Below are 23,608 nucleotides of genomic sequence, written 5' to 3' on the forward strand. Positions count from 1 at the left end.
GGGGGAGAGAAGCCATGATGCATGTCGACGCATCCGAATTCGTACCGCAGCCGGTCCCGGCCCGGGGCGCGCCCCGCGAACGGGCGCTGCGCCTGTGGCCCCGCATCCTGGCCGGCCTGGTGCTGAGCGCGCTGCTGGTGGCCGGGTGCGGCGGCTGGGCGGCCTGGGCGATGCTGGAGGGCGCGGTGGTCGCAGCCGGCACGGTCAAGGTCGACCAGAACCTCAAGGAGGTGCAGCACCGCGACGGCGGCATCGTCAAGACGCTGTCGGTGCGCCAGGGCGATCAGGTCAAGGAAGGCCAGGTGCTGGCGACGCTCGACGACGTCCAGATCAAGGCCGAGCATCTGATCGTGCGCGCCCAGATGGTGGAAGCGCTCGGCCGCCGCGCCCGCCTGGTGGCCGAACGCGACAATCTGCCGTCCGCCGATTTTCCCGCCGAGATGCACACGCTGTTTCCCTCGACCGCCGGCGCCGTGATCCACGGCGAGAGCCGGCTGTTCACGGGCAACAAGACCGCGCGGGACAGCCAGAAGGAGCAGCTCGAGCTCAGCATCGGCCAGACCGGCGAGGAGATCAGGGGCATGGAGGCCCGCCTTGCCGCTAAGGTGGAGGAGATCGGGCTCGTCGGCGCCGAACGCGAGAAGCTGCAGTCGCTATTCGACCGCAAGATCGTCGAGTACCAGCGCGTTTACTCCGCCCAGCGCGACTACGCGCGCATCATGGGCGAACGGGGCGAGATCCAGGCGAGCATCGCCCGCGCCAAGGTGAGGACGAGCGAGATCCGCGTGCAGATCATCGCCGTGGACCAGAACGCCTCGACCGAGGCTCAGAAGGAGCTGCGCACGGTGGAGGCGCGCATCGCCGAACTCCAGGAACGCAAGCTCGCCGTCGAGGATCGGCTGTCGCGCACCGAGATCCGCTCCCCGGCCTCAGGCTACATCAACGAATTGTTCGCCTACACGGTGGGCGGCGTCATCACCCCGGCGGCCAAGATCGCCACCGTGGTGCCCGAGAACGCGGACCTCAAGTTCGAGATCAAGATCTCGCCGGCCGACATCGACCAGGTGAGGATCGGCCATCCGGCGCGCATCCGCCTCTCCGCCTTCAACCGCACCACCACGCCGGAACTGAAGGGCAGGGTCGCGATGGTATCGCCGGCCTCGGCCCGCGATCCGTCCAACGGCCAGGAGCACTACATCGCCCACGTCCGCCTGCTGCCGGCTGAGGAGGAGTTCGTCCAGCAGAAGGGGCTGAGGCTCGTTCCCGGCATGCCCGCGGAGGTCTTCGTCTCGACTCAGGAGCGCACCGCAGCCTCCTATCTGGCCAAGCCCTTCACCGATCAGATGAATCGCGCATTCCGCGAACGCTGAGGCCGTTCTGGCAAACGCCAGAGGAGCGTCATGTCTAACGGAGGAGCACCCCCAACGAATTTTGCGAATGCATGTTATGTCCGGCTCAAAATGCCCGATCTCGACTTCGGTGACGACTGGGACAAGATGGTCCAGTTCTATCTCGAACGCGGCGAGGCATTGCTCACCGGGTGTTCAGAAGCGCCAGCCGATCACGGGGTTTGGATGTTCTTCAGCTTCCACAATCTAAAGAATGCGGAAGACTTCGCAGAACGATTTGGCGGAGAAGTGATTGAATTTTAGAGGTGCAGGTCTTGAACCCGAACAAAAAGAATCGCCGTGTTGGAAAGACTGACAGCGTTGGCCAGCGGTAGTTTGACGTACCGCCGTGTAGCCCGCTTCCTGTATCGTCTCGCTTTCACGATTGGCGTCTCAGCTGCTAAAAGCGACGCGTAGAGCAAGCGTGATCATCCAGGCTAACAAGCCAGCTATCGTCGCGATCATGATGTCGTTTTCCCGAAAGGGGCCGTCCTCCACGATCATACCCTCATGCGGCGCAAGGTAAGCTTAAGTTTCTTGGCCTTGGCTTGGACGCCCATAAAGGATCTTCGAAGTTCTTTGCCGATGCTGCGGGCGTCCTTTCCGGCCTGAGCCATTGACCGCAGTGCGGCCAGCTCGGCTTCCGTCCAGCGGCGCGTCTTGTATGGCGCCCGCTGTGTTATCATTTGCTGTTATCCGGCGCGATCGCAAAACCTCTCTCAATGGCGGCTTTAAACACTGACTTGAGCCCAGGCTTCGCCATGACCTCGTCGGCTGCGCTAAATTTCCTGCCAGCGCGACCGCGGCCTCGCGTCAGGAAGTGCGGTCTCCGACATGGCGTAGGCCAGACGCAGTCCTTGGCCATCTGGCATTAGCTCGATGTATTTTCGAAGTCGGTTCACTTCTTCGCCTTCAGCCCCTAGTGTTTCTCTTGGTAGCGACGCAGTCTGTTCATTCTGGCATTCCATCTAATTCAACGAGATAAGCGAACAAAATCTCATCGGACGCTTTCGCTTCTTTGGCGGCTTCCCGATACGTTCCCATCTCGCCTTCGTTCGCAATACGGCTGGTAAGCGTTGAAGCGGGCAAACAGAGCGGAACGCCGTTCGAAGTGAGCTCGGTAAGGTCGGACCGAAGCCACGCCTCTTTGCAAAGCTCGGCGGCTTCACGAGCATGGCCCGCGAACGTGAGCGTCGGTTTGCCATTGACCTCAATGGTGTTAATGAGGGGCGACTTCGGCACTATTTACCCTTCGCCTCAGCGCCAGATCCGATCTTTGCAAGCCGGGAGTTTTCCGCAATCAGAGCGGACCAGCAAGCGATAAGTCGCCTGACGCGCAACGTTCAAAAGTGAACAGACGGCCCAGGAGCCGACGCTGGCGCGGGGGTGGCTGGACATGAAGTCTCGCACCGCGATGCCGCATCGCGGAATCGAATTAATTTGAGCCGTGGCAAGATCGATTTAGCGGTGGTCATATATCTTGGCGATGGTTTCCTTGCTCGGCATGCCGTCCTTGAAGTCCAGCGTACCGATGCGCGTCTCGACTTTGTCCGGCGTGCTAATCGCCGGAGAGATTGCGGGGGCGGTCTGGGCGGTTGCCAAGCAAGGCAGTGCCAACATAGAGCAGGCGACGATGACTGTGAGGGAATTGCGGAATAGCTTCATGGTTTCATCTCCAATGCTTGTGCGCGTTTCGAGATGGAAGGGTCGCGGTAATGTAAACGGCGACCACGTAGGTAACTCTCCTCGTCCAGACGACTATGCACATTCGGAACAGACAGCGCGTACCAACCTTACGTCGCAATCTCCAGTTTCACAACGATGGACGCTGTACGGCGATTCGGGCATACCTGAAACCCGCCAACAACCCCGGCCCGCCGCCCGGTCGTCCCAAATGGCCGGCCGGGCTTTTGCGAATGGCCGCCGCAGGCCGCCCTTTAAGGGATTTGTTACCAGTCATTGTCAAGCTTACCGCCATTGCAGATAGGTCGCGACGAGCGATAGCGAATTCCCGAAATGCTTTAATCCGACCGGCCCGGTTGGCGGTCTCCATAGGAGGCCCACTATGTTCAAGGGCTTCGTGATTGCAGTCTTGCTTGTACTTGGTGCATCGCAGCTAGATCAGTACTTCTGTAATGGCAAGTACACCGACGGCACTGTGTCGATGCTGCGACAAATCAGGCACTCATTTCGCAGTTGACGGGCGCTTCGGTAGACGCCGCTGAGCACGATCCCGCCTCGGTAGTGGGCTTAGGTCTGGGCCGGAAGCGTACCAGCCCGCTCGGGGATGCGCACGACTTCGCGCATCATCGTAGTATCCAGCGTGTAGACAACACAAGAAATAGCGCCCGATTACCACGGTAATTGGCCGCCGGTCGGGTACTCTCAAACCCGCCGATAATCGTGGCCCCCTGGCGGTCACAGACCCGCCATTCCCACTTGGTTGAGCTTCGCTTGGTAATCAACACTTCCAACGCGGCCGCGCCCCGTCATCCCCACTTCCGTACCATCAAGATACCAATGGACTTTAGGTGTCGGTTCGCTTTTAGACTCTCAGATGTAGTTTGATGAAATCGAGCGTTTGAAACGGTGTTTGAAACGCAGCGACTTTTAGGCGAACAGCTCAGCGCCTGACAGCGGTTTCCAAGAACTCCTGCACAGAGCGCGGCACCTCATCGTATTCAGGAAAGCGCCGACGCAGCTAGCAATATCGACCGTGACGTCGCGCGACCAGCCCTCGGCGGTATTGGAGGCAACGAAGCGGACATCGGGGCTCGCTGAGTGCCGTTTGATCCGCCCGGCAACAAACCCCTCAAACTCCGCGCCGCCCGCATCAGCGAGCGTCGCGCGGGCGTGCAAGGCCCACTGTGCGGTAATAGATCGCGTTGCATCCGGCGCGGCGACTTATAACCTCAAAGCGCATGTCCCCCGTGATCCCGTTTCGCCGCCGACCGAAGTTGCCGAGCTTATTGATCCTGCTCGGGGCAGTCGCTGCCGCAGTGATCGGCGTCGCCGCGACCATGAACGTTTCTTTTCTGGCAAGCGATTGGTACAGCAATGACCGTGCCAATGCGAGAGATCGCCTGCGGTCCATCGCGTCCGGTGCTGAGTCCACATGTCGTGGTGATACGGGCACCCGCCCCGGTGCCGGAGTTCACTCACTCATCCGAAGTTACCTCTGAGAGTTCAGCCCGACCGCTCCGCATTAGATGCAAAAAGTCGCCGACGTCGCGAAAGTAATTGCGAAAGGCCGATGTTATCTCAGCGACGCTATCCGCCCCAACCAACACGATGTCATCTTCCGGAAATTCTTTTTCAAGCTCTAAGAGAGCGGTGGATGCTTCTAATTCAAGATCGAACGGATGGAGTTTTAGCCCTTCGCCCTTTTTCAACTGCAAGATGACGTGCTTCGACCTTGCTTGGTCATCGATCCATTTTGCGGCTGCAAGATTCAGCAGCATGTTCATTACGCCGATCTCTGCATCTAATTTTTCAAATTCCTCGGCTAGCTGTCTATCAGACAAGGTGGGCAGGGATGACTTTTTCTCCTCATGCACCCGAGCAAGAATTTCGCTCGCCAGGCAAAAAAGTTTGATGTGCCGGGGATCGCCCCGGTCAAACTTGGGCTCGTTTTCGGTCATCTGCGTCACAACTTCAACCGCCGTTGCCCACGCGTGTTGCAGATCGGTCCGGTACTGCACCTCGATCAAGAGACCATCGCACACTCTCGATGGAGAGCTTTTGCGGCGCGAGCGATACTCATACACATCATGGATGCCCCGATAACCTCTCTCGGTTGGAGAGGCGATATAATCGTACTTCGACGCATCGTTCTTGCGAATATGCTTGAAATTTGCGCTGTGCACCCCGGCGCGAAATTCCGCTAGCGCAACCAGGTTTGGGAAAATCAGTCGGCAGCCTGCTACGTCGTCCATTCTCGCCAACTCCATGCGAGGATAGCGAGACAGCTTATCTATGATGGTGAACCGTCGTTTAAGGCGTTGAGCGACCTCAACCTGTTTCCCGCGAGCCCGCTTTCGGAGGAGCGCTTGGAACGAGTTGATTACCTGCTTGTGCGCTATTCGCCACGTCTCAAGCGCACCAGCTTGCTCTATGGACAAGGATGACTTTCTAAGCGCCTCGCCAGCTCGGTTTATCGCCTGCTTTGACCCCCAAGGGCGCGCAGTTGTCAAATTGCCCATTGTTTCCCAAAATCGCCGCCGCTGTTGCACCAGAGTCGCAGTCGACATGAAGCCACTATCTAAGGGCGTCGGCAACGGTCATTCGTCCCTCTTAAGCTTTCGCCGTCCCCAATGATGCTCTTTAGTATCGGGGTTGAACTCCCGGACTTCGTGGCAACGCCTTCATGACGCCCATGCGCGCCAGAAACATCCAAGCAATGCCGCGCTCCGCCGCATAGGTCAGCATCTCCGCTGCCGTCGTTGACCGCCGGCATATCGCGTTCAGCCTTGGGGACAGTCTTTGCAAGGTAAGCGATCGCCTCGCGCAACGTATTGAGCTGCTTGCCGTCTGGCGTCAGGATCGGATCAACGAACTTGCGCGACCATGACACTGTGATCCAACAGCCTTCCTTGGTGCAGGTCGTCAAGCCGAAGTTGCCAACCCCGATCAGCAAGAGTTGCCGGATTGCGTGCCCTCAGCTTGCCACCACCTTGTCTTCCTTGACGGCACCGCGCATGACGATCTTGAGCGCGTCGTCGGGCAAGGGGGCGGCGTTAGATCGCCATAAGTTTAGTAGGCGCGGCGATGCCGCCGATAATCCGAGTGCGCGCTGGCAAAATATGGATTGATGACGCACTGCGCGCCCCGGCCCGATGCCGTTGCGTTGCACTGAGGCAGCGACGTGTAGCGGCATTCGTAATAGTTGGCCCCCCGGGCGTACACATGCAGGCAAACCGGATAAGCCGGATCGTACGTCTGCGCCCGAGCAGACACCGACGTCAAAACCGTCGCGATGGTCAAAATCGCCAAAGCCGGAATGCGCATCAGAGCCTCCTTCGGGACGCTCGCAGCTCGCGCTCCGGCGCCCGGCGCGATTTTCAAACCGCTAGCAGACAGGTCCCTTTGTTCCCAGTCAATTCACGTTCGCGCGTTTGCCGCCTTCCTTGAACAGACACGGCCCGTTGATTGAAGCGCAGGTGACCGCGTCAGTTGGTTTAGGCCAACAGATCGGCGCCCGCCTGGGTGAACTTTCTCGATATGTATGTGAGCTGACGCACAGTGCTCGGTCGCGATAGGTCAGACAACGCGGTTTCCCGTGGATGGAGGGTTCAGCCATGACCGAATCTGCCAAGCGACGCGTAACAGTTGATGTGATAATCCTAGCGGTGGGAGCGGCAATCTTGATCGTTTCTGCCTTTGTGGGCGTGCTATAACTGAAGGGGCGGCTTTTCGCGTTCTCAGGCGAACAGTTCGGCCCCGGCCGGCGTGAACCTCACATAGGTGCCTCTCTCGTGCAGGCACAGCTAGCCGCGCGAGATCGCGAGATCGAGGTCAATCAGTTTGCGTGCGGCGGGCCTCCGGATCGGCGAATGGGCGGTCGGTGCTGAACTTCATGGGGGCTACGAATCCATGTGTGCTTCGTGAATATGCCGGTCGGTTACCGCTGTGCCGATTGCTGCGCCACAGAAGCACCGCGCCTGTCCACTGGTTGATTGCGTCGGCCAGCGGGAGGCCGGCTTTTTACATAGCGTATTTCCATGCCGTCCACGCGCTCGCTGGCGGCGATGTTCGATGAAGTCGGCCTCGGTGCATCGAGGCAGGTATTCTTTCCAGCAGCCTCGAAGCCGGCCCGCGCCTCGTCGAAACTTGCTGCATGGCCGACCGCGATGTGTTGCCGGGTAGAAGCCGACGTCCCATCTCCATTGCTGGCCTTGACCGACAGTCGGAGCGTTCGGGGTGGGGGCGGCGGGTAAGGGAGGGCATGACCCATTGAAGCGCGCTCGCGGCGTCTAGCCAAACGACTCAGCGCTAGGGTTCGTATCTGTCCGCGTACTCGGGATTGCGCTGTATCTTCAGCCGGAGTTGGACAAGCCGAACTGCTTTGCTCGCTTTCTGTACCGCCGTTGCAATCGAGCATAGACAGCTTGGCGTGTTCGATTCAGTTTAACTGCTATCTCGGCGGCTTCCTTTCCGGCATCGAGAAGCTCATCAAGCTTCTGCTCCTCTTCGGAGGTCCAACGCCGTCTCGCTGGACTCGGATCTGTCATTTCTTCGCCTTGGGTTGGGCTTTTGTAGGCGGTGGCGCTGCAGCCTCGCGCTCCAGCCGCTCGGCCTTGAGACGCTCTGAGAACGCCTTTTGCGCGATCTCGTGCTCGGTCATTGCCTTTTCGGCGTCGACTTGGCGGAATGCCTTACGCGCTTCGCGCTCGGCTTTGCTGATCGGCTTCTGTGGTTCAGCTTTGCCCGGTGTCTTCGTCATTTTCTTAGCCTTCAGCCAAGATCTCGACCAGCCGCAGTTTTCCGCAACCAGTGTGGGCGCGCAAGCGATAAGGCGCCTTACGCGTAGGGTTCAAAAGTGAACAGACGGCCCGGAAACGGCGCGCTTAACTAGATCCATTGCTTTTTAGCTGCGTAATACTTGCGTTCCGCCCGGCATGTTGCCGGGCTTTTCGCATGCCAAGGAGCGGCCCAGCCATGAGGAAATTCGTTGCCTACGCGCTCGACCTTAGCGGGATGGCGCTGGCCCGTTATGACCTCGCCGCTACCGACTCGCAAACCGCGGAGCGGGAGGCCCGCCAATATCTTGAAGACCATCCGACCATCGAGATTTGGTCTCACGACCACCGGCGGGTCGCGCGGCTGGTTCGGAAATAGACGCCAAATGAAACTTAGCCGGGCACGCCATGGATCGCAGCACCCTGTACTTCCGACTCGGGGTGATCTGTCTGGCCGTCTTGGTGGCGTTCCTTGGCTTTATGATCTTCGCGTAAGGCCACGCAGGATGCGTTACCGCTAAATTGGGGTGATAAAATCCCTGTGCAATGCCGTTGGTCTGTTGGCTCCGCCGAACAACACGGTAACGCCGGTGTTGCTTTGGCTAACCTCAACAACGATCCCTGTCTGCCCGGCCAGATCCGGGCATCGAGCGGCTCCGAGTTCACTCATCTTAAAGCGAGTGCCGACAACCAATCTCTTGGTTTCGTAATCCATTTTTAAAATTCTTTCGAAGCAAAACCGTCTTGGCCAAAATGCAATGCTTCCACCTGGTAAAATGACCAGGTCTTCACGCAGGGACCGAAATTAAAAAATGTGTCCTCGGCCACTGTCCGATAGTCGGAAGTTACCTGCAGAGGAGTGAAGCGACAAGTACAATTTGTAATCACGCGAAGAGCCGCACCGGCCGGGGGCTTGGCTATTCTTTCGCCGCAGGAGGAATTGCTTCAGGAGCCGTCGCTGGCGCGGAGGGCTCGTCCGCGGGTGCGGTTCCCCGAAGTTCTGACGCCGCCGCGCAATTGCCGGCCCACAGCTTGGTCCCTTTGACCGTTCCGACGAGCTTGCAGCCTTCTGCCGCTTTCGGCTTCACCTGAACCAGCGGCTTGTGGCCCACCTTCGGCGGCGAAGGAGCCTGCGCCATCGCGTTTGTCGAAAACATGCCGCGGCTGGAATGATCAAAACTCTCATCGTCATTTCCCCTGTAAACCGGCGACCTGCAGGGCGGCTATTTGCGCACGAAATCTCGCGATATCTTCAAGTAATTCGTCGCGCCGTCGTCCCGTCGGAAGTTTGCGAGCGGTGGCTTCGAGCTTCGCCGCCATTTCTTCGAGGTCCCGCAGGCCGGTCGCACTCATTACTTCGCCTTCAGCCCCAACTCCACAAGCCGGCGGATGGCTTCGGGGCGCTCGGGTTTCACATCCTGACGGGCGATCCACTCGTCAATTGAGCGCATTTCATACTCGGTCCACTCGGGGTTTGGACTGGCTGCTAGTGCCTTCTGGGCCATTCCTCTAGCAGCGGCTACGGCAGCCGTGATTTTGGCTTGAGTACTTTCCTTCATCGGCTCTTCGCCTTCTTGACTGGCTTCTCGCCTGTGTCTTTCGCGAGGATATTCAGCATGGCTTCGATCATGCCCCGGATCGCCTCAGGGCGGGTGTAGGGCTCTTTCTGCTTGTCGATCCAAGCATCCAGCGCTTTGAGATGAGGCGGCTGCAGGCAACTCCAACGAGGGTACCCTTGACGGCCGACCGTTTCCATCGCGGCGTTGGCAACGGTTGTTCTCAGAGCAGCAACTACGCAGAGTTTCGCTTGGAAAGGGCGAGAGATCAAATTTTAACTGCTTGCAGTTATCTTGGTGACAATCGCGGAACGGACCCCAAAGCCTCCGTGAGAGTATTGCGTAAGGAATACCCGCCGGGGGCAGTTACCGGCGGGTTTTTCTTGCCGCGCACCGGCCGCGGACCTAAGCTGGCGGCATTGTTTAAAAACGGGAGAGCGGGACGTGGCGACAGGTACGGTGAAGTGTTTAACCCAACCAAGGGCTATGGCTTTATTCAGCCGGACAAGGGCGGCAAGGATGTCTTCGTGCACATCTCCGCCGTCGAACGAGCCGGTCTCAGCAGCCTCAACGAGGGTGCAAAGGTAAGCTACGAGGAAACCGAAAACCGGGGCAAAACGTCCGCGGAAAACCTCAGAGTCGGCTAGCAAGTTGGACCTGCTGGTCCACCCCGGCGGGTCTGCTTCATGCACGGCCGGCTGCCGCAGCTGGCCTTGAACAGGCGCTGCCGTTGAGAACTTGCGGATAGGCTAAGGCCTGTTGTCATCTCAGCGATCCTCACTCGGTCAGGATGCGTATCTCGACTTGGGCCCGCCCTTACCGGCGGGTTTCTTACTGACGTTAGGAACGATCCGGCGCCGCAGGAATGGATTCTGGCCGGCAGGCTCCGCTGCCTCCTGGCCGGGAGAAAACCCCAACTGGGTTGGCGGCCTTAGGTTCAGCGTGGCGTTCTCTCCGCGCGGGGGCCGTTTGCGTGAGCAGCCTGCGGGAGTTGCCTTCGATGCCAAAAAAAGGCCTCCAGCGCTCTAGGGGAAGCGGGCTTAGACAGCCCCATCAACACTCGTCATTGCCACTTTTCCGAAATTGGCATCGCAAAAGAAGCGGCCCCAGCGTAGACGCTAGAGCCGCCAACCCAGTTGGGGTTTTCTCCCGGTGGCTTTAAGGGGCGTGAAATCCGGGAGCGCTGAATCGACTCTTCGGGAGGGGCGAAGTTCCAAAAGCAACGGCCCCAGCGCCTTTCGGGGGACGCGCTGAGGCCGTTTTGATATGTCCGGGTCGTCTCGTCCAGACAGGGGCCCTCAACGCGGGTCATTGCCACTTGTTCCCGAGGGAGGGTTACTCCGAACTAGTTCGGAACGATCAAAACGGGTTGCGGTAACTTGGCAGAACCCGCTGGCAACCGCCATTGCCATGCGGTGTGGCGGCCCCGGTTGCATCGCCAGGCGCGCTGGGGCCGCCGATCCGGGGCATACATTCTATACGCGCGGCGATGTTCCAACTGGATAGGAACTTTCCCGCTTTTTCCCGACTTCAGAACACGTATTGTAATGGAGTAAGTCGATGGGAAGGCGTTGGACTGACGAAGATATCCGGGACCTTAAACAACTGGCGCAGCGACACCCTATTCCGAAAATTGCGGAGATTATGGATCGAACGGTGGGCGGCATCGTCTTCAAGGCCCATAAACTGAAAGTCTCGCTCAGGAGCCGCCATCGGGAGAACACGAGAATTTCGTATGTCGATCTGGGAGCCGCGGGCTTTGAGAATTGGCCACCTAAGCTCTAATTAGCTGGATTCATCCGCTCAGGAGAACGCATCCAGCATGACAGACTTCATATTCATGGGCGGGCTCCGAATGCTGAGTTGGGCACATCAATAGTTCTATGCCGAACAGTTGAAGTAAGTACCGGCGGGGCTTTTTCATGCCGGCTATCCGGCATTCTGCTTCGGCGCTTCCACCTTCTGAGAAACTCCAAGGCTTGCCATAAGCAGGAGCTTGGCAATGTCCTTTTCGCCCGCCCTGACGGCCATGCGATAAGCAGTATCGATTGCATTCAGTAGCGGTGCCAGATCGTTCATTGTCGCCATCCCCAGAACCTGTTGTGCCAAGTAAGAGACGAAAAATCTCTACCGATCATGAACGGCTAGTGCGAAAAGTACTGGATTTCTGATAAGCAAGTGATGTGTACACTTTTGTACTGAAAGCACTGCCGCGCGGTTCGGGAACGCTTCCGCTTGTTTCGCTGTTGTCTAGCCGGTGACGGAATCCTTGCGAGGAGCGGGACAGTCCCGGCTAAAGGCCATACGGTGTAACGCCCGTGTGGCCTTAGTCATGTGCGAGCCCCTTAGAGCGCCTAATTATCGGAACCCGGTTTAATCAGCTTGGGTCGCGCTGGGCTTATTTCAAAAGTCCCGGCGGCCTTGCTCGTTATGGTAAAACCGGGCCAGCTTTCGGGTGCTCTGCCATAGCTCGACGTCGTGACCGTCCACTAACTGTTTGGCATGTTCTTTGGCTGAGTTTTCGTCCCTGCAGATTAGGTCAACGCGGTGCTGAATATGCCCGTCCCGGCCGATCAGGTAAGCGCGGTACTCTTGCATCTGCTGTCCCCTGGGATAGCGAATCGCTCGAATGGCTTAAACCTACTGCAACTTTAGGCCACGGTGCTTAAGGTTCAAGCCGCTTAGCCGGCGGGTTTTTTGCGGGTCGGGTAACTCGCCATTAGCCAAAAGCTTTGGGTCGGACTGACTGCGAGGAAGCCGCCACCCAGAGTCACCGTGTCGGCTTTTTGCTTAGGACACATCGGCCGGTTCATGCCGACAGCAGGCCAACGTGCCGGAGCACCAGCCTAAGCCGCAGTCAGTACCTGTTCGTGCTGCTGGATGAGACGCCCTTCAAGGCCGGCAATGGTCATCATGAGATTGTTTCGCCGCTCGATCAGCGACCTCGCCAGCATCGGATACTTGGCGTCACCTTGGTCGGAAATTCCAGCGCGCTCCTCTTCAGCTACAATGTCGGACTCGATCAGCTGAACTGTGCGAACGAGATCAGCAAGTATCTTACGGATTACTGTGGCCTCGCGTTGTGTCAAAATGGGGCTGCATGTTCATGGGCGTGCTCCGAATGTCTGAGTTCGGCACATCAAGAGTTTTATGCCGAACGGTTGAAGCATCCATCGCAAGCGGCTTGCCAGTTGCGACCCGTAAGAATACGGGTTTTAGCGCCGGCGGTTTTCTCGGTTGAGCCTAGTGCCAGCGGAAGAACGCCGCGCCGATGATGACCACGATCACCACAACGAAGGCGGCCAAAAGCCAGGGCATGTCTTTTCGCTCGCGCGGTGTCATCGTCACTCCAAGTTAAGTTGCCGGAACGCGAACCCGGGCAGCGGCCACGGAGGTGCGCTGCGGTCGCCGCGTTCCCACCGGGCGTACTTCTCCGCTGTCCATGCGGCGTGATGGCGCCAGTTGTCAAAGTCCTCTGCTGTTCGCCTTGGAAGGTATTTGGCCCAGGCGGCAAGGAAGGCCACGCGCGCGTCGTCGTAGGTCGCGGCTGCGCCGGATCGGTGGTCGCGACTGGCGCCGTTAACGCTGAAACCGCAGTCCCAGGTCCAATAGGTTAAGCCCCTTAGCCCCTCCGCTTTGGCTATCGTCCCAACACGCACATCGTCATACCAAAGGTGCCATGTCTCGTTCGGAAAGCGGCGCCGCGTCAACTGGGGCTTATCGCCATCCATCAGGAGAACTCATTCTTGGACCGCATCATGGCGGGAGAGGCGGGGTTCTTGATCTTCACCCAGTTGGGCGACCGGCCCGGCCGGTAGGGTCGATCGTCCAGCTTGGACACCAAGCCCTCGAGTCCCATAAGGCAGGCGTGCCGGAAGAGCTCTGGCCCGATCTCGCCGCGCTCGAAGTCGCTCAGAAAGATGCCATCAACCCGCCGCGCGAGTAGCCGCGCGAGGTTGGTCTTCCTCATGGTGAGCGGTAGCTTGCGGATATCATCACCGTCGGTCACCAGCATATCGAAGGCATAGAACTGCACCTCGTCATTGTGCTTGCGGCTTTCCAGGTCGTCGAAGTCGGAGATTCCGTCAACACCCAGCAGCACGGCCTCGCCGTCCAGCACAAAGGACGTTGACCGGATGCGCAGCGCGGCTCAGTGATCAACGGATATCGGTCACTCCAGTCGAAGCCATTCCGGGTGAACAGCCGGACCCGCTTGCCCTCGCGGTGGACGATCAGCCGATAGCCATCGTGCTTGATCTCGTGGAGCCAATTCTTCGAGGCAGGGACCTTGGTGGCGGGGTCGGGATGCAGGGTTCGAACGACGAGCTTCGCATCATTTCTCAATATGGCTTGAAGTGGATTTCGCTCGGGCTGCCCGGGCTCGGACGATACACAGGCGATTTCTAATTGCAGAGACCGATCGTCTCATAGCCACGGATACCGAAAGTGTAGACCTCCCGCTGTCTCGCAATTCAAGCAGCCGGCGATCGCAGGTTCTAAGGCGCCTAATCATTAACAGGCTGAGGCGCGGTTGCCGCCCTTGAGGGGCGGGCTCGCCAGTCTGCCGTTACGAGGATACCTTGCTCGGAATCTTCAGCGAGCTTGTTAAGCAAGCGCGCTTTGTCCTGGTCGGGTTCGATAAGCGCTAAGCGACGGTATTTTACGGCTTTCGGATTACTCATGGGCAATTCCTTACGCAACAAGACAACGATCGGAAGATAGGAAGCGCGCCGACAAAATGGAGTCCTTCTAGGTGAGGAACCTGAACCATTTCCGACCAGCGCCGTCTTATATGGACGGAGGTTTGCCATGGATCAGCTCGAGGACCCCCGCGACCTGGAGCGCAAGATTGAACAAGCGAGCCGTATAGCCTCTCGGGTAACAGACCAGACGACCTATCAGCGCCTTACCGCTTGGGTCGATGAACTACGACAGAAACTGCAAAAACACCTTGCTGCTAGGCGATCTAAGGAAGAGATTAGAGCGCGCGCTCACGAACTATGGGAGCAGCACGGCCGCCCAGTTGGCCGGGACGAGGAGTTCTGGCTGCAGGCGGAGTCGGAGCGCGGGAAATCTCGAGACGAGTAGATCTGGGTGCGCTTACGCCCTGACCGGGGCGATTGCGCGCAAGAGGAGGTCGCGATGTCAGTTCCCAAAAAGCCTCTGAAGTCCGGGGATTTTCCGGTGAATGCCGACGGTAAAAAGATCAAGAAGCAAGACGGCGTTCCGATTGCAGACACCGATGATCCGGCTGTAGCTGACGACATTGCCGAACGTCTTAACGACGACGAAGCCAGGCGCGAAGAAGATAAGTGGTCGGCGTGATATAAGACTCCGGTTCACGGGCTTTTACGGAACAGGCCCCAACCGAGGCGGCCTTACTTCGGGCGCGGAGAATGCGGCTGCCTTGGCGGAAGGGCAATCCGGGGTACGGACGGCGCGTTGGCTCCGACAATCTCGACGGTTCCGGCGGTCTGTTCAGCCTCAGAACCATGAGGCGAGATACGCATAGCGCCGCCTATGTGCGGGCGGGTGGGCTAGAACGTGGCGCTAGGCATCGACCTTTAGCGATTCTGGGATGGATCTCACCCGAGCCCGGACAATACACAGACGACCTCTAATCGCAGAGGCCGAGCGTCTCATGGCCACCGCTATCGAAAGATACGATCTCCCGCTGTTTCGCAATTCAAGCAGCCGGCGATCGTCTTGCTCTGTCCAAGGCCTATTCCTACTTCCAACCATCGCAAGTTTCACGGCGTCAGGATGAGAGTGATGGAGCAATCGGCACCTTGCAGAGATCGTTTCCTTCATCGTCCACTACGACCAGGCAACGAGCGTTTCGCCGACCTCAGCGGCCATCGGATCCGCAATTTGGTGCGCTTTGGCGATTGCATCCTCGTTATCTCTACAATGGAGGCCACGCGGGTCTGGAATCCGCTGTCCATTCGTTAACTCAAAATGATAGTGCGGCATTGATGGGAAATGCGGATGCTGGGTTATCGTTCCCCAAGGCGGGCCCAATCGATCAACGCGGATTTCGGTCCAGACGTTCGTGCCTCCCATCACACGCTATCGGCGACCCGGATTTGGCAGGTGAGGTAGACTCTTCACTGATCCAGTGTGCCGCTCGGCCCACCCGATACGGGCGAAGGATGTCGCCACACCCGAGGCAACGTACTGCCTATTTCGAGTGGCGCGAGAAACGAGTCTCCGCGCGTCTGGCAACGCCGCACAACTGAGTTCCTGCGTTCACAAGTGAACAAACGCGCGCGAACTCTGAGGTCCATATTGGGCGCCGCGTTAAGTCTTGACGGCTCCAGTTGCTTCCCCGCGCTGGGGCCGTTTTTTAACAAGCACGTCAGCCAATTCAATCGCGGCCGTATAGGAAGCTAGTTTTCCTCGCGCGCGCGATTGCCCGCCTGCGGAACGCGAGGGCGAGCCAAACTGAGCACAACGTCACAAGGGCGGTTACGATTAGCGCGGGGAATCCGCCAGAAACGAAGTCGCTTACGCGTGATACACCTCCTCACACTGACGGGAGGCTGGTCCGAATTTACTAAAATTTTCGGAATCAGTTGAAGCCGAACTTCCCGACGTAAAGCCGGGCGTAAGACCTCATGTGGGCTGGGTATCAAGCTGCCGGCTAGGCCACCGATCGCTTCCATCCCTCGTCCGGATCACCGGCATCGCGTTCGGATGGATCGGTGCGACAGCGTGCTGGCACGGTCGGAGCTATTAACCCGAACCGAAACATTTCGCAATCAGCCGCGGCGTCAGCGCCGCAAACGCAGAAATTAGTTCTGAGTCATAATCATAATGACTCCGATGAAAAACAAAAATTAAGATGGGGAAAACGACGGGGAGGATGGGAATGGAAACTGTACGCCGCCTCCGGGCGATGGCGTCTTTGTGTCGGCAGAGTGCTGCATATCATCCTGAAAATAGCTGGCAGCTGCTTGCCGAGGCAGAGTATTGGGAGCATCTGGCAAGTGCCACGGTCGTTGAGCACTTCCAAGATTGCACTAGCTTGAATGACCAGGCGCACCGACAATCAACCGTAAACGCGACGAGGCCGGACGCAAGGCTTTTGCCGGTCGCCTGAGCACTCTCATGCTAGCGGCTAACTTCGCGTGCGGATGCGCGGTTGCTCTGGCGAAGAGACGAAGAGGGCCGCCTGTCCTTGCTTAATACCGATGGGCGTTGGCATCATCCGAGCAACCGAACGGCATGCAACGTCGATCTCGCTGCTTGCACTGACGATGTTATTGAGTGCGGCGCCGGTCGGTAAATGTCCGTTCGTCGAAGCAAAGCGGAAGTGGCGTTGCGGGGCTGTCGAGGCAGCTTTTGACCCGGAACGGACCTCGTGTCGCGACGACAAAGCCCAATTGCATGATTGTTCCAGATTGGTCGTCAGAGTACTATGGCCGGGTGGGGCGCTTTTTGCTTTCGTGGGAGGCGATGATGAAGGTTACGGGCTTCAACCACCTGTCGATAGGCACCAAGAATCTCGCGGAGTCGGTGAAATTCTACGAGACCGTATTGGGCATGCAGACCATCCCCAGCTACAATTTTGGCTTCAAAACAAAATATCTCCGCTGCGGCGATCTGCAATTGCACGTCTTCGAGCTGGAAGATCAGGTTCCGCTCTACCAGCACTTTGCGGTAGATGTAGACGATTTCCATGCTGCCTACGATGCCGCGAAGGCGATTGGCGCGCTCGACTCGACGGCGTTTCGCAATCCGGTGAACGAACTTCCGGATGGCTGCGTCCAGATGTATTTGCGGGACCCAGCGGGAAACCTGATCGAGATCGACTGGCCTGACGTTGAGACGCTCGATCGTTCGCGAATTCCCGAGATGAAGCTACTGACCGAATTCGCCGCACAAAACGAGGAGGGGCTCGCTGCCTCCCTGTACCTCGATCGGCCGCATCTGAAGACCGCACGACGGGCGAGATAGCGAACGCAAGCATGTCCCGGGGCGGATCGATGCTTCGGCCTGTCCGAGCGATCTGGTCTGGAAAGGACGTCAATTCTGATCGCATCCTCGTTCATTGCACTTTTGAGACATACCGACCGTCCGTGACGGTGTCCGCTTCAGGAGGAAAACCGGAGCATCGACAGAGGGCCAAACCGACGCGATTGACCCCGAGCGGACATTCGCCCCTTTGGACATTGCGCAAAAGAGCCTACGCTCTCGAGAACATCTGGGGCAATCGGCAGTGAAACGACGCGAGTTCATTATTCTGGCTGGCGGGATGATGGCGACGGGGCCGTTGGAAGCGCGCGCACAGCAACCCGCAGGACGGGTCTACCGGGTGGGGTATCTCTCGTATGGTTCCCGAGACCAGCAACTCTCTCACATTCGGGCGTTCGAAGATGGATTAAGGAGCCTCGGCTATCGGGTTGGCGAGAATGTCGCCATCGAGTACCGCTTCACCAACGCAGAGATAGAACGGCTGCCCGCGTTGGCTGGTGACTTGGTTGGGCTCGGCGTGGACGTGATCGTGTCTGGAGCCAATCCGAACACCGTTGCGGCGATGAAGGCGACCACGACCATCCCGATTGTGATGGCCAACAGCGCCGATCCAGTCAGCGCCGGGCTTGTCGCCAGTCTGGCGCGGCCGGGTGGGAACGTCACTGGGTTCGCGCAGGACCCTGGCGACGAGATTTTCGGCAAGCGACTTGAGCTGCTGAAGGAGGCTCTACCGAACCTTTCGCGTGTCGGCGTTTTGGGAAATCCGGACTTTGCGCCCAATCGAAACCGGTTGACCTCGATGAAGGAGGCTGCCCGGCCGTTGGGGCTGACGCTAGTTCCGGTTGACGCCCGCGGATTGGATGCAGTCGAAGGGGCTTTTGCGACAATGGTGAAAGAGCGCGCACAGGCGGTCGTCGTGTTGGGCGACGCTGTGCTGTTCGATTATCGCGGCCAGATTGTTATGGCGGCTCTCAGAAATCAACTGCCAGCTATCTCGGGTGCCAAACAATTCGCGGAGGCGGGTTTACTACTGCATTACGGCGTTGACTTTCGAGATCAGTTTCGCCGGACCGCATTTTTTGTTGATAAGATTCTCAAGGGTACAAAGCCGGGTGATCTGCCGGTCGAGCAGCCGACCAAGTTCGAGCTGGTGGTGAACCTTAAGACCGCCAAGGCGCTCGGCGTCGTGGTGCCGCCATCGCTGCTAGTGCGCGCCGACGAAGTGATCGAGTAGGATCGTCGACTTCAGGCTTTGGCACACTTTTCGGACGTAGAAGAACTGCCTGACAATGTCCGTTATTGTGGGCAAAGCCGACCTCCTGGTCGAGCATCCGGACTTTTCAGTTTGACCCAAACCGGTCATTCAAAGAGCGGCACCCTATAGACAGGCTGTCTCGCCTGGGGGATCATGCAGCGATAACGAACTGGGGTGCCGTTATGGACCTCGGCAGGTGGCTGCGGAGGCTTGGCCTCGAACAATATGAGGCGACGTTCCGCGAGAATGAGATCGACGACACGGTCCTGCCGAACTTGACGGCGGAGGACTTGAAGGACCTTGGTGTCGGATTAGTCGGGCATCGCCGCAAATTGCTTTACGCCATCGCCGCCTTACGCGCTGAAGCGAGCGCACCAGTGCCGCTATCCGGCGAGCCGCTGGCAACCGACAAAGCCGCCGAGGACACCGCCGAGCGCCGCCAAGTCACCGTGATGTTCTCGGACCTTGTCGGTTCCACGGCGCTCTCCGCACGTATGGACCCGGAGGACCTTCGCGAGATCATTTCGGCCTATCAAAGATGCGTCGCCGACATTGTCAGGCGCTTTGGGGGCTTTGTCGCGAAATACATGGGCGATGGGGTGCTCGTTTACTTTGGCTATCCGCAGGCGCACGAGGACGACGCTGAGCGAGCCGTGCGGGCGGCACTCGAGTTAATCGCAGCAGTGAATCGGCTCCAGTTCCAGGCTCCCCTTCAAACGCGTATTGGAATTGCGACGGGGTTGGTCGTCATTGGCGACCTCGTAGGATCGGGCGAGGCACAGGAGCGCGGCATCGTCGGGGAGACGCCGAACCTTGCGGCGCGTCTTCAGGCCATTGCAGAGCCCGATCAAGTTGTGATCGACGAGACAACGCGGCGCCTCATCGGCACTCTCTTCGAGCTGAAGGTTTTCGGGCCCCGCGACCTCAAAGGGTTCGGTTCGGTGCCAGCGTGGTTGGCTCTGCGCGAGAGCACAGTGCAGGGCCGGTTCGAGGCGCTGCACGGAACTGCTTTCTCCGCATTAGTGGGACGCGAGGCCGAACGCACATCGTTGCTGCGGCAGTGGCACCAGGCACAGAGTGGTCACGGCCAAGTAGCGCTACTCTCCGGCGAGGCAGGCATTGGGAAGTCGCGTCTCACTGCGGCACTGGTCGATGAAATAGCTTCGGATCCGCACGTGCGGCTGCGATACTTCTGCTCGCCGCAGCATGGCGACAGCGCCTTCTATCCGATCATTGGTCAGCTCAGCCGCGCAGCAGGCTTCGCACACCGCGACACGGTAGCGGCGAAACTCGACAAGCTCGATGCCTTGTTGTCGCGAACTGATTGCTCCGGCGAGAGCCGGGCGCTGATCGCCGACCTGCTTGCGCTCCCGAATGACGGACGCTATCCGGCGCTGGCACCCGATCCGCAGCTGCGTCGGCAACGGACCTTGCAGGCACTGCAAACGCAACTTGAGTGGCTGGCGCTTCGACAACCAGTGCTGATGATCTTCGAGGACGCACACTGGATCGATCCTACGAGCCTCGAGGTGCTGAGCCGGACGGTCGAGCGCGTCCGGAACCTCCCACTCATGCTCGTCGTCACGTTTCGGCCGGAATTCGATCTTCCCTGGCTGGAACAGCCGAGTGTCTCGATGATCACGCTCGACCGGCTCACGGAGAGCGAGGTAACAACAATCATCGAGCGGCTTGTCGGCCCGAAGAAGCTGCCAGCGGATATAGTGGCCGAGATAGTGGAACGAACTGATGGCATTCCGCTGTTCGTGGAAGAGATCACGACAGCAGTACTAGAGGCAGAGAGCGAAAGAGAAGCCAAGCGCACGGTGGCCACCGTGCCGTCTTCCGCATTGATGATCCCGGCAAGTCTACACGCATCGCTGATGGCCCGACTCGACCGCCTCGGCGCCGCCAAGCGGGTAGCTCAGATTGGGGCTGTGATAGGGCGGGAGTTTTCACATGTATTGCTAGCCGGGGTATTAGGGGATAGGGCGGTTGAGCTAAGACCGGCGCTAGACCGGCTCATCCAGGCAGGGTTGCTGATCCGACAAGGCGCGACGCCGGATACGGATACAATATATCTATTCAAGCACGCCCTCGTGCGGGACGCGGCCTATTCTACGCTGCTGCGCGAGCCACGTCGGGCACTTCACGCGCGGGTCGCTGAAACGCTGGAAGCACAGTTCGGTGGGATTGCGGAGAGCCGGCCCGAATTGCTGGCCCGGCACTGCACGGAAGCCGGTCTGGTCGAGAAAGCCGCGGCCCTTTGGAGCAAAGCGGGCCGGCGCTCGCTCGAACGTTCGGCGCTTGTGGAAGCTGTGGAGCAGCTTACGCGGGCGCTTACCCTGATTGCAGCTGCACCCGAAAGCCCTGCGCTCCGACGGGAGCAGATCAATGCTCAGGTCGCATTGATTACCCCCCTCATTCATGTGAAGGGCTATGCCGCTCCGGAAACCATGCAGGCTGTGCACCGCGCCCACGACTTAATCCAACGAGCGGAAGCGCGGGGAGAGGCGCCAGAAGATCCACTGTTGCTGTTCTCGGTGCTCAATGGAGGCTGGCTAACGAACTATGTGGCCGGCAATGCAGATGCTATACGCGAGCTTTCACGGCAATTCTTCGAGCTCGCCAAAAAACAGGGCGCAACTGCGCCTCTCATGCTCGCCCATCGCATGGAAGGCACAACGACGCTGCACTTTGGCGAGCTGTCGCAAGCGCGGACGCATTTGGACCGTGCGATCGAACTGTATGATCCAGACGCACATCGTGCGCTGGCCACGCGGTTTGGCCAAGACGTTCGGATGGTAAGCTTGCTCCGACGAGCGATGACACTGTGGTTTCTCGGCTATCCAGACGCTGCGCTGGCGGACAGCCAACGTTCGGTCAGCGATGCGCGCGCTATCGGCCATGCTGCCACGGTGTTTTTTGCGCTTTGGGGTGGATATTGGACCAACCGAGTCCGTGGGTCCTATGCGGTGGCCGGCAACTTCCTCAACGAGCTCGCTACCTTGGCTGATAAAAAGGGGGTTTTGTTCTGGAAGGTGGCCGGAATGATGGGCCGAGGTTGTCTCGCTGCCGCAACAGAGAAGCCCGAAGAAGCTATTCGGATGATTGCCGATAGTCTGACGGCATACCGGTCGACAGGAGCAAGGCTATGGATCCCGGAGACGCTGACATATCTCGCGAAAGCCCATTTGGATCTCGGCCAATACAGTGAAGCGTTGCGCTGTACAGATGAAGCGCAAGCTCTCATCGAGGCCACACATGAACTGTGGTATCAAGCCGAGATACACCGTACCGCTGGGCACGTTCTCCTTTGCTCTCCCAAGCCGGATCCCGCACGGGCAGAAGCCCAGTTTGAACGAGCTCTCGCGGTAGCCCGCCAGCAGCTAGCAAAATCCTTAGAACTACGTGCAACTATGAGCCTGGCACGCCTCTGGCGCGATCAAGGGAAACGGGCGGAAGCCCGCGAACTGCTCGCTCCGGTCTACGGCTGGTTCACTGAGGGTTTTGACACGTCGGACCTGAAACAGGCCAAGACCTTGCTCGACCAGCTGGTGCAATGAAGGTTGCTTGTGGTCGCAAGGCTAGCAAGGAAGGTCAGGTTTTGGGCACCTAGGAGACGTGACCGCCTATCATGAGAATGTCCGTTCACCGGGGTAGACCAGAAGTCGCCGTGGTCCGGCCAAAAGGACGCGAATGACCCGAAACGGACATGGGCGGGCATTGGGACGCAGGTTCCCGGGCCGATGGCCTGGCCTTTATTGCTCGCCGCCCTGCGCCAAAATGCTAATCTCCGGGTAAGGAGCATCCTTTGAGGAATCAATGAGACGGCGCGAGTTCATGACGCTCTTAGGCGGTGCGACGGCGTGGCCGCTCGCGGCGGGCGCGCAAGAGGCGGGTCGCATCTATCGCCTTGGGGTTTTGAGTCCCGGGCCGAAGGCGGCGCCGTTTAACGCTGCATTTTTTGACGAGCTCCGCGTGTTCGGCTTCGTCGACGGAATGAATTTGAAGGTTAATGGCGACGGCTTTGGTCTGCGTGACGAGCAACTCGCCGAAACCGTAACGGCGATGGCTAAATCCCCACCAGATGTCATTTTCTGTGCCGCAGTGGCCCACATGCGCGCCGCACAGGAGGCGATGCCCGCCGTTCCTATTGTTGGCCTCGCCACTGACATGGTTGCGACTGGGCTGGTGAAATCGCTTGCACGTCCTGGCGGCAACATCACTGGCATCAGTCTTTTTTCTCCCGAACTTAACGGCAAGCGGCAGGACATAATGATTGAGGCGGTGCCCGGGGCTCGCCGGATGGCGATGCTGGCGGAGGCGACAGGCACCGAGCCACAGCAACTCAAGGCACTTCAAGATGCGGGCCGGGCGCGCGGGATTGAGATTGCGATTTTTACCATCCGCACGCCCGAGGAAATCGCGCCAGCGACGAACGAGATCAAAGCGTCGGGCGCCGCCGCTATTAATGTGCTGTCGTCGCCGCTGTTGTACGTCAATCGTCGCCTCGTGATCGAGCGTGCCGCCGCGCTGCGGCTTCCGGCTATCTACGAATGGCCTGAAATGGCGGAAGAAGGTGGCCTTATCGCATATGGCGCTCGCTTGTCGGGCATCTCTCGCCAAGCGGCGCGGATGGTCATCAAAGTGTTGCGTGGCACCAAACCCGCCGTCATTGCGGTCGAGCAACCGACAAACTTCGAAATGGTTATCAATCTCAAGACCGCGCGAGCGATAGCCCACGAAATTCCGGCCGGGTTAGTGCTGCGTGCAGACAAAATCATAGATTGAGCTGTATGTGGATGTCGCCTATTGGCACTTTCGGACCTAACAGACTTGTCCGTCCGTTATTGAGGGCAAAGCCGACCTCCGAGTCGAGCAGCCGGACTTCTCAGTTTGACCCAAAGCGGACATCGGGTCGCAGTTCTGGAACTTGTTGCCCTTCCCTTTCTCACTCGCCGTCCCGTCTTGAAG

At 58.8% G+C, this 23,608-nt stretch carries 24 protein-coding genes and 1 pseudogene; 10 read left to right on the plus strand and 15 right to left on the minus strand.

Annotated elements, in window-relative coordinates:
* Window positions 1-14 precede the first annotated feature (14 nt).
* The gene (locus JQ611_RS37225) at window positions 15-1,370 is read left to right on the plus strand and encodes an HlyD family type I secretion periplasmic adaptor subunit (RefSeq protein WP_212468247.1); all 1,356 of its coding nucleotides are present in this window, start codon (window positions 15-17) and stop codon (window positions 1,368-1,370) included.
* A 30-nt stretch (window positions 1,371-1,400) separates the two neighbouring features.
* On the plus strand, window positions 1,401-1,652 hold the full coding sequence (locus JQ611_RS37230; RefSeq protein ID WP_212468248.1) for a hypothetical protein: 252 nt from the start codon (window positions 1,401-1,403) through the stop codon (window positions 1,650-1,652).
* A gap of 687 nt (window positions 1,653-2,339) precedes the next feature.
* Here JQ611_RS37230 and JQ611_RS37235 read toward each other — a convergent pair.
* The 5 genes from JQ611_RS37235 to JQ611_RS37255 all read right to left on the minus strand — a co-directional run bounded on the left by JQ611_RS37235 (window position 2,340) and on the right by JQ611_RS37255 (window position 7,830).
* Window positions 2,340-2,630 (minus strand): hypothetical protein, encoded by a 291-nt coding sequence (locus JQ611_RS37235; protein WP_249133755.1) that lies wholly within the window; start codon window positions 2,628-2,630, stop codon window positions 2,340-2,342.
* Between the two features lie 219 nt (window positions 2,631-2,849).
* Window positions 2,850-3,053, minus strand: a complete 204-nt coding sequence (locus JQ611_RS37240) for a hypothetical protein (protein ID WP_212468249.1) — start codon at window positions 3,051-3,053, stop codon at window positions 2,850-2,852.
* Between the two features lie 1,493 nt (window positions 3,054-4,546).
* Complete coding sequence (locus tag JQ611_RS37245) at window positions 4,547-5,638, minus strand: RelA/SpoT domain-containing protein (protein WP_212468250.1); 1,092 nt, start codon at window positions 5,636-5,638, stop codon at window positions 4,547-4,549.
* A 502-nt stretch (window positions 5,639-6,140) separates the two neighbouring features.
* Window positions 6,141-6,395 carry a DUF3551 domain-containing protein gene (locus JQ611_RS37250; protein WP_212468251.1) on the minus strand — a complete coding sequence of 85 codons (255 nt, stop codon included), beginning with the start codon at window positions 6,393-6,395 and terminating at the stop codon, window positions 6,141-6,143.
* A gap of 1,219 nt (window positions 6,396-7,614) precedes the next feature.
* Window positions 7,615-7,830, minus strand: a complete 216-nt coding sequence (locus JQ611_RS37255; RefSeq protein WP_212468252.1) for a hypothetical protein — start codon at window positions 7,828-7,830, stop codon at window positions 7,615-7,617.
* A gap of 215 nt (window positions 7,831-8,045) precedes the next feature.
* On the opposite strand from JQ611_RS37255, the gene JQ611_RS37260 reads away from it, so the two are divergent.
* Complete coding sequence (locus JQ611_RS37260; protein WP_212468253.1) at window positions 8,046-8,225, plus strand: hypothetical protein; 180 nt, start codon at window positions 8,046-8,048, stop codon at window positions 8,223-8,225.
* A 138-nt stretch (window positions 8,226-8,363) separates the two neighbouring features.
* Here the strand turns inward: JQ611_RS37260 and JQ611_RS37265 are convergent, their stop codons facing one another.
* From JQ611_RS37265 to JQ611_RS42615, 4 genes are all read right to left on the minus strand, one after another.
* Window positions 8,364-8,561, minus strand: a complete 198-nt coding sequence (locus tag JQ611_RS37265) for a hypothetical protein (protein WP_212036501.1) — start codon at window positions 8,559-8,561, stop codon at window positions 8,364-8,366.
* Window positions 8,562-9,034: 473 nt separating this feature from the next.
* A complete protein-coding gene (locus tag JQ611_RS37270) occupies window positions 9,035-9,199 on the minus strand; it encodes a hypothetical protein (RefSeq protein WP_212038997.1) in 165 nt (54 codons plus the stop codon).
* Complete coding sequence (locus tag JQ611_RS37275; RefSeq protein WP_212468254.1) at window positions 9,199-9,405, minus strand: hypothetical protein; 207 nt, start codon at window positions 9,403-9,405, stop codon at window positions 9,199-9,201. Before JQ611_RS37275 ends, JQ611_RS37270 begins: the two co-directional genes overlap by 1 nt.
* Entirely contained in the window at window positions 9,402-9,602 is a 201-nt protein-coding gene (locus tag JQ611_RS42615) for a hypothetical protein (RefSeq protein WP_212039413.1), read from the minus strand. The genes JQ611_RS37275 and JQ611_RS42615 overlap by 4 nt, the downstream gene beginning before the upstream one ends.
* A 244-nt stretch (window positions 9,603-9,846) precedes the next feature.
* Here JQ611_RS42615 and JQ611_RS37280 point away from each other — a divergent pair.
* Window positions 9,847-10,049 (plus strand): annotated as a pseudogene (locus JQ611_RS37280) (cold-shock protein).
* A gap of 1,282 nt (window positions 10,050-11,331) precedes the next feature.
* On the opposite strand, the gene JQ611_RS37285 reads toward JQ611_RS37280, so the two are convergent.
* From JQ611_RS37285 to JQ611_RS42875, 5 genes are all read right to left on the minus strand, one after another.
* On the minus strand, window positions 11,332-11,481 hold the full coding sequence (locus JQ611_RS37285; protein WP_212468255.1) for a hypothetical protein: 150 nt from the start codon (window positions 11,479-11,481) through the stop codon (window positions 11,332-11,334).
* Between the two features lie 767 nt (window positions 11,482-12,248).
* Window positions 12,249-12,491, minus strand: coding sequence for a hypothetical protein (locus tag JQ611_RS37290; protein WP_249133756.1), 243 nt, complete (start codon window positions 12,489-12,491; stop codon window positions 12,249-12,251).
* Between the two features lie 255 nt (window positions 12,492-12,746).
* The gene (locus JQ611_RS37295; protein ID WP_212468256.1) at window positions 12,747-13,133 is read right to left on the minus strand and encodes a hypothetical protein; all 387 of its coding nucleotides are present in this window, start codon (window positions 13,131-13,133) and stop codon (window positions 12,747-12,749) included.
* Window positions 13,133-13,522: a hypothetical protein gene (locus tag JQ611_RS42870; protein ID WP_312012358.1), complete on the minus strand. Its 390-nt coding sequence runs from the start codon at window positions 13,520-13,522 to the stop codon at window positions 13,133-13,135. The genes JQ611_RS37295 and JQ611_RS42870 overlap by 1 nt, the downstream gene beginning before the upstream one ends.
* Window positions 13,408-13,746, minus strand: coding sequence for a hypothetical protein (locus tag JQ611_RS42875; protein WP_312012359.1), 339 nt, complete (start codon window positions 13,744-13,746; stop codon window positions 13,408-13,410). The genes JQ611_RS42870 and JQ611_RS42875 overlap by 115 nt, the downstream gene beginning before the upstream one ends.
* 465 nt (window positions 13,747-14,211) lie before the next feature.
* Between JQ611_RS42875 and JQ611_RS37305 the strand changes: the two genes are divergently transcribed.
* On the plus strand, window positions 14,212-14,490 hold the full coding sequence (locus JQ611_RS37305; protein ID WP_192740469.1) for a DUF2934 domain-containing protein: 279 nt from the start codon (window positions 14,212-14,214) through the stop codon (window positions 14,488-14,490).
* A 54-nt stretch (window positions 14,491-14,544) separates the two neighbouring features.
* Complete coding sequence (locus JQ611_RS37310) at window positions 14,545-14,727, plus strand: hypothetical protein (RefSeq protein ID WP_212039173.1); 183 nt, start codon at window positions 14,545-14,547, stop codon at window positions 14,725-14,727.
* Between the two features lie 492 nt (window positions 14,728-15,219).
* Here JQ611_RS37310 and JQ611_RS43190 read toward each other — a convergent pair whose 3' ends face one another.
* Window positions 15,220-15,465: a DUF6894 family protein gene (locus JQ611_RS43190; protein ID WP_409411328.1), complete on the minus strand. Its 246-nt coding sequence runs from the start codon at window positions 15,463-15,465 to the stop codon at window positions 15,220-15,222.
* Window positions 15,466-16,746: 1,281 nt separating this feature from the next.
* Between JQ611_RS43190 and JQ611_RS37315 the strand changes: the two genes are divergently transcribed.
* The 4 genes from JQ611_RS37315 (at window position 16,747) to JQ611_RS37330 (ending at window position 23,425) form a co-directional block, all read left to right on the plus strand.
* Window positions 16,747-17,361, plus strand: coding sequence for a VOC family protein (locus JQ611_RS37315; RefSeq protein ID WP_249133758.1), 615 nt, complete (start codon window positions 16,747-16,749; stop codon window positions 17,359-17,361).
* Between the two features lie 262 nt (window positions 17,362-17,623).
* On the plus strand, window positions 17,624-18,613 hold the full coding sequence (locus JQ611_RS37320) for an ABC transporter substrate-binding protein (RefSeq protein WP_212468257.1): 990 nt from the start codon (window positions 17,624-17,626) through the stop codon (window positions 18,611-18,613).
* Window positions 18,614-18,816: 203 nt separating this feature from the next.
* A complete protein-coding gene (locus tag JQ611_RS37325; protein WP_212468258.1) occupies window positions 18,817-22,197 on the plus strand; it encodes an adenylate/guanylate cyclase domain-containing protein in 3,381 nt (1,126 codons plus the stop codon).
* A 259-nt stretch (window positions 22,198-22,456) separates the two neighbouring features.
* Window positions 22,457-23,425, plus strand: coding sequence for an ABC transporter substrate-binding protein (locus JQ611_RS37330; protein WP_212468259.1), 969 nt, complete (start codon window positions 22,457-22,459; stop codon window positions 23,423-23,425).
* The last annotated feature ends 183 nt before the right edge of the window (window positions 23,426-23,608 follow it).

This window comes from Bradyrhizobium sp. AUGA SZCCT0182, from assembly GCF_018130185.1.
Taxonomy (GTDB): Bacteria; Pseudomonadota; Alphaproteobacteria; order Rhizobiales; family Xanthobacteraceae; genus Bradyrhizobium.

What these genes read in the sequence shown, in the direction of transcription:
- JQ611_RS37295 (WP_212468256.1), bottom strand. Translation starts at nt 13,133, where the DNA reads ATGGATGGCGATAAGCCCCAGTTGACGCGGCGCCGCTTTCCGAACGAG.
- JQ611_RS37325 (WP_212468258.1), top strand. Translation starts at nt 18,817, where the DNA reads ATGGACCTCGGCAGGTGGCTGCGGAGGCTTGGCCTCGAACAATATGAG.
- JQ611_RS42615 (WP_212039413.1), bottom strand. Translation starts at nt 9,602, where the DNA reads ATGGAAACGGTCGGCCGTCAAGGGTACCCTCGTTGGAGTTGCCTGCAG.
- JQ611_RS37250 (WP_212468251.1), bottom strand. Translation starts at nt 6,395, where the DNA reads ATGCGCATTCCGGCTTTGGCGATTTTGACCATCGCGACGGTTTTGACG.
- JQ611_RS37330 (WP_212468259.1), top strand. Translation starts at nt 22,457, where the DNA reads ATGAGACGGCGCGAGTTCATGACGCTCTTAGGCGGTGCGACGGCGTGG.
- JQ611_RS37230 (WP_212468248.1), top strand. Translation starts at nt 1,401, where the DNA reads ATGTCTAACGGAGGAGCACCCCCAACGAATTTTGCGAATGCATGTTAT.
- JQ611_RS37285 (WP_212468255.1), bottom strand. Translation starts at nt 11,481, where the DNA reads ATGAACGATCTGGCACCGCTACTGAATGCAATCGATACTGCTTATCGC.
- JQ611_RS43190 (WP_409411328.1), bottom strand. Translation starts at nt 15,465, where the DNA reads ATGGGAGGCACGAACGTCTGGACCGAAATCCGCGTTGATCGATTGGGC.
- JQ611_RS37305 (WP_192740469.1), top strand. Translation starts at nt 14,212, where the DNA reads ATGGATCAGCTCGAGGACCCCCGCGACCTGGAGCGCAAGATTGAACAA.
- JQ611_RS37255 (WP_212468252.1), bottom strand. Translation starts at nt 7,830, where the DNA reads ATGACGAAGACACCGGGCAAAGCTGAACCACAGAAGCCGATCAGCAAA.
- JQ611_RS37260 (WP_212468253.1), top strand. Translation starts at nt 8,046, where the DNA reads ATGAGGAAATTCGTTGCCTACGCGCTCGACCTTAGCGGGATGGCGCTG.
- JQ611_RS37225 (WP_212468247.1), top strand. Translation starts at nt 15, where the DNA reads ATGATGCATGTCGACGCATCCGAATTCGTACCGCAGCCGGTCCCGGCC.
- JQ611_RS37245 (WP_212468250.1), bottom strand. Translation starts at nt 5,638, where the DNA reads ATGTCGACTGCGACTCTGGTGCAACAGCGGCGGCGATTTTGGGAAACA.
- JQ611_RS37275 (WP_212468254.1), bottom strand. Translation starts at nt 9,405, where the DNA reads ATGAAGGAAAGTACTCAAGCCAAAATCACGGCTGCCGTAGCCGCTGCT.
- JQ611_RS37240 (WP_212468249.1), bottom strand. Translation starts at nt 3,053, where the DNA reads ATGAAGCTATTCCGCAATTCCCTCACAGTCATCGTCGCCTGCTCTATG.
- JQ611_RS37310 (WP_212039173.1), top strand. Translation starts at nt 14,545, where the DNA reads ATGTCAGTTCCCAAAAAGCCTCTGAAGTCCGGGGATTTTCCGGTGAAT.
- JQ611_RS37270 (WP_212038997.1), bottom strand. Translation starts at nt 9,199, where the DNA reads ATGAGTGCGACCGGCCTGCGGGACCTCGAAGAAATGGCGGCGAAGCTC.
- JQ611_RS37265 (WP_212036501.1), bottom strand. Translation starts at nt 8,561, where the DNA reads ATGGATTACGAAACCAAGAGATTGGTTGTCGGCACTCGCTTTAAGATG.